The 245-nt window shown below is 66.1% G+C and carries 1 protein-coding gene; it reads left to right on the top strand.

The window, feature by feature from the left end:
• Positions 1-245: 2-oxo acid dehydrogenase subunit E2 (locus GPT33_RS17220; protein ID WP_296811443.1), on the top strand; the 245-nt coding region annotated here is incomplete at both ends.

The raw sequence follows: 245 nt of genomic DNA on the forward strand, positions 1-245 counted from the left end.
TGACATTCGTCCCCTTCCTGCTCAAGGCGGTCGCGACGGCCCTGAATCGGATGCCGGTGCTCAAGGCGTCGCTGACGGCGGACGGCGAGGGTCTGGTGCTCAAGCACTTCACCCATATCGGCGTCGCGGTGGATACGCCGCAGGGGCTAGTTGTCCCGGTCGTGCGCGACGTCGACAAGAAGGGCATCTTTGCACTGGCCGCGGAGCTCTCCGAGCTCGGTGAAAAGGCGCGCGCCGGCAAGCTG

The sequence above is a fragment of the Thiocapsa sp. genome (genome assembly GCF_011390875.1).
Taxonomy (GTDB): Bacteria; Pseudomonadota; Gammaproteobacteria; order Chromatiales; family Chromatiaceae; genus Thiocapsa.